Annotated in this window: 8 protein-coding genes; 6 read left to right on the forward strand and 2 right to left on the reverse strand. The window is 44.5% G+C overall.

The window, feature by feature from the left end:
- Window positions 1-368: 368 nt before the first annotated feature.
- The 3 genes from ICN12_RS10475 to ICN12_RS10485 all read left to right on the forward strand — a co-directional run bounded on the left by ICN12_RS10475 (window position 369) and on the right by ICN12_RS10485 (window position 2,977).
- The gene (locus ICN12_RS10475) at window positions 369-1,028 is read left to right on the forward strand and encodes an LpxL/LpxP family acyltransferase (RefSeq protein WP_216272452.1); all 660 of its coding nucleotides are present in this window, start codon (window positions 369-371) and stop codon (window positions 1,026-1,028) included.
- Window positions 1,029-1,126: 98 nt separating this feature from the next.
- Window positions 1,127-1,864 (forward strand): alpha/beta fold hydrolase, encoded by a 738-nt coding sequence (locus ICN12_RS10480; protein WP_216272453.1) that lies wholly within the window; start codon window positions 1,127-1,129, stop codon window positions 1,862-1,864.
- A gap of 216 nt (window positions 1,865-2,080) precedes the next feature.
- On the forward strand, window positions 2,081-2,977 hold the full coding sequence (locus ICN12_RS10485) for a cation diffusion facilitator family transporter (protein WP_216272454.1): 897 nt from the start codon (window positions 2,081-2,083) through the stop codon (window positions 2,975-2,977).
- Between the two features lie 504 nt (window positions 2,978-3,481).
- Here the strand turns inward: ICN12_RS10485 and ICN12_RS10490 are convergent.
- The gene (locus ICN12_RS10490) at window positions 3,482-3,832 is read right to left on the reverse strand and encodes a DUF3147 family protein (protein ID WP_216272455.1); all 351 of its coding nucleotides are present in this window, start codon (window positions 3,830-3,832) and stop codon (window positions 3,482-3,484) included.
- A gap of 161 nt (window positions 3,833-3,993) precedes the next feature.
- On the opposite strand from ICN12_RS10490, the gene ICN12_RS10495 reads away from it, so the two are divergent.
- Window positions 3,994-4,746, forward strand: coding sequence for a YoaK family protein (locus ICN12_RS10495; RefSeq protein ID WP_216272456.1), 753 nt, complete (start codon window positions 3,994-3,996; stop codon window positions 4,744-4,746).
- 87 nt (window positions 4,747-4,833) lie between these two features.
- Here ICN12_RS10495 and katG read toward each other — a convergent pair whose 3' ends face one another.
- Window positions 4,834-6,984 (reverse strand): catalase/peroxidase HPI, encoded by a 2,151-nt coding sequence (gene katG, locus ICN12_RS10500; protein ID WP_216272457.1) that lies wholly within the window; start codon window positions 6,982-6,984, stop codon window positions 4,834-4,836.
- A 534-nt stretch (window positions 6,985-7,518) separates the two neighbouring features.
- Between katG and ICN12_RS10505 the strand changes: the two genes are divergently transcribed.
- Both ICN12_RS10505 and ICN12_RS10510 read left to right on the forward strand, forming a co-directional pair.
- A complete protein-coding gene (locus ICN12_RS10505; RefSeq protein WP_216272458.1) occupies window positions 7,519-7,968 on the forward strand; it encodes a DUF1134 domain-containing protein in 450 nt (149 codons plus the stop codon).
- 136 nt (window positions 7,969-8,104) lie between these two features.
- Window positions 8,105-8,500, forward strand: coding sequence for a hypothetical protein (locus ICN12_RS10510; protein ID WP_216272459.1), 396 nt, complete (start codon window positions 8,105-8,107; stop codon window positions 8,498-8,500).
- Window positions 8,501-8,671: the final 171 nt, after the last annotated feature.

The raw sequence follows: 8,671 nt of genomic DNA on the forward strand, positions 1-8,671 counted from the left end.
ATACAAACTTGAGCTTTTCATCCATCTTCGTACTTTCATTCCACGGCATAGTAAGGTCCCTCCTATGCCAAAAACTGTAAAGTATGTGTCCGGTATAAAGTGTTAACTATGTATCGAGTCGTACAACCAAAACCACCTTCGGGTGGTTTTTTCTTTAATAGGGCCTAGAATAGCCAATGCTGTATTTTTTTCTGAGGCTCTTTAGCTCGCTTCCATTAGCGGCTCTCCAGATTACTGGGGCCTGTATAGGGCTATTGATTTATTTGTGCTCGCCCCGATATCGGCGTCGTCTATATAAAAATCATCAGAGCGCCGCTAACTATTGCGGATTTAAATTAACCCCGTTGAGGGTGGCTGCTGAATCTGGAATGATGTTTGCCGACACGCTATGGATTTGGAGGCATCCAAAATCTTCCATTAATAAAGCAACTATAGAAAACCTAGATCAAGTTATTGAGCTATCCAAAAATGGAAAAGGCTTAATTGTCCTTGCCTCACATTTGGGAGGGTTTGAAATAGTGCCCCGTATTTTTTCTGAGCATACAAGAGCAACGGTAATGTATAGGCCAGCTCGAAAAAGATGGGTGAATGATTTAATGATTAAATCACGAAAGCATTCCCAGATTGAGTTTGTTGAGGCAAATATTGGTGGGGTTCGTCAGATTAAGCGAGCTTTAGTAAGAGGCGAGGTAGTTGGCCTATTAGCAGATCAGGTCCCTAGTGTTGGCGATGGAGTTTGGGCTAAATTTTTTAATCAATATGCTTACACAACATCATTTCCAATTAAATTGGCTCGTCAGGCGAAAGTGGCAATTCTTTTTGTTGGGGCAGAAAGACTAGGTCTAGGAAGAGGCTGGATTATTAAGAGTCAACTAATGACAGAAGCATTTCCCGATTGTCTAGTTGATGCCTGTACAGAGATGAATCGGTATTTTGAGCAGACGATAGTTTCCAAACCACATCAATACATGTGGTCTTATAACCGCTACAAAAGACCGGTTGGGGCTGAAATGGCACCAATAGAGTAGGGCATCCTCAGTCTCGGTCGATTCCGCCCCGGCCCACAAAGAAACACCAAAACCACCTTCGGGTGGTTTTTTCATTTGGGCTCAGTTAGGATGTAATCATGAAGATCATTCAGATAGTCGCCCTCACTAGCTTAGCATTTGCTGGCTTGACGGTAAGGGCCGAAGTAATAAATATTCCATATCAGAATAACGACCCTACAAGGACTTCGCTTATCGCAGTTGAAAATCCCAAGGCTTTGGTTATTTTGCTCATGGGCGGCGACGGCAAGGCGGGTATTTTCGATAATGGGTCAGCTCGAAGCAGTCATACCTTTGTGAGGTCTCAAGGTATTTGGGCTCAATATGGAATAGATTCAGTATTGGTAGATTCGTCTGATGACTTAAGCATTAAAGGTGGAGGTCGCTTAACAGACAATTACCAAAATAGACTTCTAAGCGTGGTGAACTACTATAAAGATAAATTCCATGTTCCTGTATGGCTGTTTGGCCATAGTAATGGAACAGTCAGCGTCACAGAATTTGTAAATAGGTTTGGTAATAAAAGTGCCATTTCTGGATTTATTGTTGCCGGCACCGAACACACAGCGATATTAAAAGACAGCACAATGCTTCCCACCTTGGCGATTCATCATGTACAAGATACTTGTCGTGTTACACCTATCTCGGCATCGGAAAGTCTTATAAAAAGTAGACCTAATGGCACTAGAGCAGAATTCATCACAATGGATGGGGGCATTAGCACGGGAAATGTATGTTGGGCCCTTGCCTATCATGGCTTTAATCAAAAAGAAGACGAGTTAGTAAAATTTTCAGCTGAATTCATTTTGAAGAAATAGGATCGGGCATTCTTGTGTCGGTGGTTCGATTCCACCCCGGGCCACCAAGAAACACTAAAACCACCTTCTGAACTGACCCCCTTGGTTGGACTTGGTGTCCAACTTTTGGGGGTCAGTTCATTCGGGTGGTTTTTTATTGCCCAGGCAATTGGCCCATTGCATGAACGTCGCTTAAAACAACATCAAAACTTCATCCTTATTTGCTAGTATCAGCTTATGGATAAAGTTACAGAAGATCACGAATCACAAACACCTGCGAAGCAAGATGCCGCCAAGAAGAGCACATTGGTTAGTGTCGTTGTTAATATCGGCTTAACAGTTTCTCAGGTATTTGCAGGCATCGTCTCTGGCTCGCAAGGCTTGATTGCGGATGGCATTCATTCCGCGACAGATCTGGTGGCTGACTTTGTAGTGCTTTTTGCCAATCACCATAGCGCCAAAGATGCTGATGAAGACCATCACTACGGTCATCAAAGATATGAAACTGCCGCCTCTCTATTTTTAGGAATTTCATTATTGGCCGTTGGTGCTGGCATGCTCTTTAAGGCTGGAGAAAAGATCATTGATCCGGCGCCGGCCGGACAAATTCAAATCCTAGCTTTATATGTTGCATTGGCTTCTTTGGTTGCAAAGGAGATGCTTTTTAGGTATATGTTGGCAGTAGCCAGGCGAGTGCGATCTTCCATGCTGGTAGCCAATGCTTGGCACGCGCGATCTGATGCTGCCTCTTCATTGGTTGTATCTATTGGTATTGTTGGTGCCTTATTAGGGCACCCAATCTTTGACGCTATTGGTGCTTTAGTTGTCGGCCTAATGGTGGCAAAGATGGGTTGGAAGTTTGGATGGGATGCCCTGCATGACTTGATGGATAGGGCAGTTTCAGAAGAAGAGCATCGTCAGATAGAGGAGATTATTAAATCTACTGATGGCGTTAGAGGTTTTCATGATTTGAGAACTCGCAAGATGGGTGACTTGATTTTGGTGGATGTCCATATTGATGTGGATGCAAATGCCACTGTTAAAGTTGGACACGACATCGCCCTTAACGCTGGTAATCAAATCAAGAAACGATTGCCGGTGCTCAATGTGATGACCCATATTGATCCCGTATAGGAATGTCGTTTTAAACGACATTTTGAGCAACCATGGTGGTTGATTGGCATGGGGGTGGATACATTTCTGCGCATTGAAAAATTGACTCTCGCAAGATTCTGATTTCATTCACAAAATCGACCGGCACAAGGACACACAATTTTTAGACAAGTCGAGACTGGTGGCTGAAGCCCTTGAAATCAAAGCGAAAGCGGTCTATCGAGTGGTTTTTTCACTTGGCGTCCTCAGGGAGCCATGGGAAAATGAAGGTATATAAGCCAATTGGAGATTTGATGTAATGAAAAAACTATTTAGTTCGGTAACTACATTTTTATTTTTGTTAATCTTAACTGGCTGCGCTGCCAGTTCAACATCGCCTGTAGGCGTAAATTGTGACTATAGTCAGGAAAAGCCTTTGTGGGAGATGCCGGTTGATTGTCAGGGCCGATAATCCTTGCGTGGGCGGTTCGATTCCGCCCCGAGCCACCAAGAAACACTAAAACCACCTTCGGGTGGTTTTTTCATTTAGAGCAGATTAATTCCAAAGCTCTTCATCACTAAGGCAAATAAGCCAAAGCAGATAACTGTTGCCACTACACACGCACCCATGGTCATCCAGAAGCCCAGCCTTGGAAGCAGGTATGGGAACAGCAAAAACATTGGCAATGTCGGAATCACATACCAAAAAGTGTAATAGGCGTGATTGGCTATTTTCTCTTCAGGTTGGTTTTCCACATAGAGCCATACAAGAGTTAATAGAGTCATCAGTGGCAATGCCGCAATAAAGCCACCCAACCTATCGCTTCGTTTGGCAACTTCAGAAATGAATACAACCATTCCTGCTGTTAGTAAGTATTTGGTAATGATCCAAGCCATTTGAGCCTTAGGAGGAAGTAGTTATGGGATAGTCTAAAGCAGAGTCAGACATCCTCGGCCCTAGTCAATTCCGCCCCGAGCCACCAAGAAGCGCCAAAACTACTTTCGGGTGGTTTTTAATTTGCGGCCATTTAAGTCTTGAGTCGTAAAATGAAAACTTAATGCCAATTGAGTTCATCCACCGCTTAACAAGCGCACAGCGATCCCATAAAACCAATATTCAATTGGGTGCCTATATGGCTTTTGTTGCGGGAGCGGTAAATGCTGGGGGTTTCTTGGCCATCTCCCGCTATACATCCCATATGAGTGGGATTATTTCTGCAATTGGCGATGACCTTGCTCTGAATGACTTCATCTCAGTTTTGGGCGGCATATCGCTCTTGCTCTCATTTCTATTCGGCGCTGCCACAACGGCCATTATTGTTAACTGGGGCCATAGAAGAAAAATTCATAGCGAGTTTGCCTTACCGCTATTCCTTGAAGCCGCTCTGTTGTTGGTCTTTGGTTTGGTGGGCGCTAATCTCAATTTATATCTACCTTTAACAGTTCCAGCCATCGCCCTACTCTTATGTTTTGTGATGGGCTTACAAAATGCCATTGTCACTAAAGCCTCTAAAGCAGAAATTAGAACTACTCATATGACAGGCGTCATTACCGACATTGGAATTGAAGTAGGAAAGTTAATTTATTGGAATAAGTCTAAGCAAGCCAACGAAATTGGATATGTGAGGGCAAACAGGGAAAAGCTCAAAACCCATTTATTTATATTCGGAATGTTCTTGGTTGGTGGAATCGTTGGGGCGATTAGCTTTAAAACGGTCGGTTATATAGCGGTCATACCTCTTTCCCTTTCTCTTGTGCTCATAGCAAGTTTGCAGATTTATCGAGATATTAGAGTGGCATTGAAGGGTTAGTATTTCCAGCATTTTTGCTTGAGTGGGATGCAGAAAATAAGGGGGGCAAGCCCCCCTTATGAATACAAAGTCATTACTAAATATTAATTAAAATAAATCTGCGTTCATGACCTTGGTCCAAGCTGCAACAAAGTCATTTACAAGTTTTTCTTTGTTGTCATCTTGTGCATATACTTCTGCGTAGGCGCGCAGGATAGAGTTAGAGCCAAAGACCAGATCAACTCGAGTAGCGGTCCATTTGGCCTTTCCTGTATTGCGCTCAACAATATCGTAGCTATTGCGACCGGTAGGTTTCCACTGGTAATTCATATTAGTTAGATTGACGAAGAAGTCATTACTTAATGCGCCTTCTCTTTCTGTGAATACGCCATGCTTGGTTCCGGCATAGTTTGTACCAATAACACGCATACCACCAACCAGCACAGTCATCTCTTGAGCGGTGAGCCCCATTAACTGTGTGCGGTCTAAGAGCATTTCTTCTGGCGTGACAACATAGTTTTCTTTTAACCAGTTGCGATAGCCGTCTGCTAGTGGTTCAAGCACCTCAAATGACTCTATGTCTGTCATTTCTTGAGTAGCATCACCGCGACCTGGAGTGAATGGCACCTTGACATCAAACCCTCCAGCCTTAGCAGCTTGTTCAATACCGATATTGCCGCCAAGCACGATGGTGTCAGCAATGCTAATACCTGAGTCTTTAGCAATTTTTTCGTAGACCGACAGCATTCTTGCCAAACGCTCTGGCTCATTTCCTGCCCAGTCTTTTTGAGGTGCCAAACGAATACGTGCGCCATTCGCGCCACCGCGTTTATCCGAGCCACGATAAGTGTGAGCGCTATCCCAAGCAGTCGTTACTAGATCGCTAATAGATAAGCCACTAGCTTTGATCTTCGTTTTTACAGCCTCAATACCGTAGTCTTTTGGACCCGCCGGCACAGGATCTTGCCAAATCAAATCTTCCTTAGGAACATCTGGTCCGAAGTATCTTGCTTTAGGACCCAAGTCGCGATGGGTTAACTTGAACCAGGCACGTGCAAAAGTTTCGGAGAAATAGGGCTGATCCTTGGAGAACCTCTCTGAGATCTTGCGATATTGTGGATCCATTTTCATCGCCATGTCTGCATCGGTCATCATTGGCATGCAACGAATTGAGGCATCCTCAACATCAAGCGGCTTATCTTCTTCTTTGATGTCGACGGGCTCATACTGCCATGCACCTGCTGGACTCTTAGTCAGCTTCCAGTCGTAGTTGAGGAGCAAGTGGAAGTAACCGTTATCCCACTGAGTAGGGTTTGTTGTCCAGGCACCTTCAATTCCGCTGGTAACAGTATCTCTGCCAATACCACGTGTCTTGTGATTCATCCAACCAAGGCCTTGCTCATCAAGCGGAGCCCCCTCTGGTGCGGGACCAAGATTGGCTGCATTGCCATTGCCGTGGGCTTTGCCAACCGTATGCCCGCCTGCAGTGAGCGCAACAGTCTCTTCGTCGTCCATGGCCATGCGAGCAAAAGTTACTCGAATGTCTTGAGCGGTTTTCAAAGGATCAGGATTGCCATCAACACCTTCTGGGTTGACATAAATTAAACCCATCATCACTGCTGCCAATGGATTACTCAAGTCACGCTCTCCAGAATAGCGACTTCCTTCCCCGCCACTTTTTTGGAGCCATTCTTTTTCAGAGCCCCAATAGATATCTTTTTCTGGGTGCCAAATATCTTCGCGACCAAATGAGAAGCCAAATGTTTTGAGTCCCATGGATTCGTAAGCAATAGTGCCAGCCAAGATCATGAGATCGGCCCAGCTTACTTTATTGCCGTATTTCTTTTTGATGGGCCATAAGAGACGACGCGCCTTATCTAAGTTCGCATTATCTGGCCAAGAGTTCAATGGAGCAAAGCGTTGATTGCCTGTGCCAGCCCCACCTCGACCATCGGCAATACGATAGCTACCGGCAGAGTGCCAGGCCATACGAATCATCAGTCCGCCGTAGTGACCCCAGTCTGCTGGCCACCAGTCTTGGCTATCGAGCAGCAGCTCTTTCATATCCTGCTTAAGCGCGCTCACATCGAGTTTTTTCAATTCATCTCGATAGTTAAAAGACGGACCCATTGGGTTTGTCTTCGTATCTTGTTGATGAAGAATGTCTAGATTAAGTGACTTAGGCCACCAGGCCATTGGGCTATTGCCAGATTCAGTATTGGCTCCGTGAGCGACAGGGCATGCGCCTTTTGATGTCATATTGATCTCCTTTGAAGTAAATCATTTTGGACGACTATTTCAGCTTAGCTGATTTAGTTCGATTTGCTTAATTTTGATGCTACTCCGCCTTTGTGACGGCTATCTACCCGCCATGAAGGGGATGAGAATGTTCATGATTGAGTCCCCTGAATGGCCCCTAGAGCCGGATTTAAAATGGTTTCCAAATCCATCTCGTATGTATGGTTAATGAAGTACGGGCCTTCAGCTATTCTCGCTAGTCTATTTTGAATTTTCATTTTTAACTCCATCTATTGTTGGTTGCGATGAACATATCTTGCCCCTTCTGCGGATATCAGGCCAATGAATTTAAATGAACTCAATAATCGAAATTATTGATAATAAGATCGGGCATCCTAGGCCCTAGTCGATTCCGCCCCGGGCCACCAAGAAACATCAAAACCACCTTCAGGTGCTTTTTTAATTTGTCTTGATCGCGTAACCGGAGTAAGCTTTAATCAGCAATATTGCTGATTCCATAATCATTCTATGGGCTACAACAAGTGGAGAAGTTACATGACAAATATTCGCAAGTTCCTTTCCTTTCTAATTTTGGGATTAGCCATTTTTAGTTTTGGTGCTAGTGCGGCAGATGCTCCTAAAAAGCCATCCGGTACAGTAAGTATTAATGAAACCCAGTTTGCTTTAATTATTGGCGGTAGCACTGGTGGCGGTGTGCTTACCTATCAAGGGAAGAAGTATCCATTCAAGATTGGTGGAATGAGTCTTGGTGCCAATGTGGGTGTGTCTAAATTGGCCGCAAGTGGTGAGGTGTACGACTTAACCAATATATCTAAGTTTCCTGGTACCTTTACCAAATTAGAGAGCAGCATCACATTGGGTGGTGGCGTTGGCGGAACTGCCCTTAAAAATGAAAATGGCGTCATCATGCGCTTAACCAGTACTTCCGAGGGCCTTCAGCTTAACCTCAGCGCTAGTGGAGTTACTGTAAAGCTTGATAAGTAATTAAGTTAAATATCTTGAGTCCTGGTCGATTCCGCCCCGGTCCACCAAGAAACACTAAAACCACCTTCGAGTGGTTTTTCATTTGTGCGTTTTGCTTGTGCATGTTACCGTGACATACCCTATTGATGGACGTGATATGTTGAGCCAAAAAATGAAGGTTTTTGTAACGCCATTTTGCGAAGCAACCCCCGCCTGTTTATTGGTTATGGTCCAAGGTAATATTTGGTTGGCAACCATAGGCCATCTTCAAAAGGCGGTAGAGACGGGATTTATCACTGGTGTTGGTGTTCTTGTCCTTTCGCTATTTACTCATCGATGGTTTAGCAATAAATATCTTTTGGCTGGAATTACTGGTGGCATGTGCTTTATTGCTGACTTATTGATACACCCAACACACTTCGGTAGCTACACAACGGAAGCAATTGTGACCGGAACGTTCACCGCTATTATTTCTTTAGTGGCGAACTTTGTTGGTAAGAAACTTTTTATACATGGAAGGGCCAAGTTAACGAATGGGCAAATAAAAGATTAGGCATCTTAGGCCCTGGTTCGATTCCGCCCCGGCCCACCAAGAAATACTGGTACGTACCGGACACATGCTTTACGTCCGGTACCGACCACATGGTTTACACCTTTACCAATCACATCCCCAATACTTTGGGACCAAATGGGTTTTCTAGGGCCTGTACCCGAGAAGACTCCA

The organism is Polynucleobacter sp. AM-25C3, assembly GCF_018882335.1.
Classification (GTDB): Bacteria; Pseudomonadota; Gammaproteobacteria; order Burkholderiales; family Burkholderiaceae; genus Polynucleobacter.

What these genes read in the sequence shown, in the direction of transcription:
- ICN12_RS10475 (WP_216272452.1), top strand. Translation starts at nt 369, where the DNA reads ATGATGTTTGCCGACACGCTATGGATTTGGAGGCATCCAAAATCTTCC.
- ICN12_RS10480 (WP_216272453.1), top strand. Translation starts at nt 1,127, where the DNA reads ATGAAGATCATTCAGATAGTCGCCCTCACTAGCTTAGCATTTGCTGGC.
- ICN12_RS10485 (WP_216272454.1), top strand. Translation starts at nt 2,081, where the DNA reads ATGGATAAAGTTACAGAAGATCACGAATCACAAACACCTGCGAAGCAA.
- ICN12_RS10490 (WP_216272455.1), bottom strand. Translation starts at nt 3,832, where the DNA reads ATGGCTTGGATCATTACCAAATACTTACTAACAGCAGGAATGGTTGTA.
- ICN12_RS10495 (WP_216272456.1), top strand. Translation starts at nt 3,994, where the DNA reads ATGCCAATTGAGTTCATCCACCGCTTAACAAGCGCACAGCGATCCCAT.
- katG (WP_216272457.1), bottom strand. Translation starts at nt 6,984, where the DNA reads ATGACATCAAAAGGCGCATGCCCTGTCGCTCACGGAGCCAATACTGAA.
- ICN12_RS10505 (WP_216272458.1), top strand. Translation starts at nt 7,519, where the DNA reads ATGACAAATATTCGCAAGTTCCTTTCCTTTCTAATTTTGGGATTAGCC.
- ICN12_RS10510 (WP_216272459.1), top strand. Translation starts at nt 8,105, where the DNA reads ATGTTGAGCCAAAAAATGAAGGTTTTTGTAACGCCATTTTGCGAAGCA.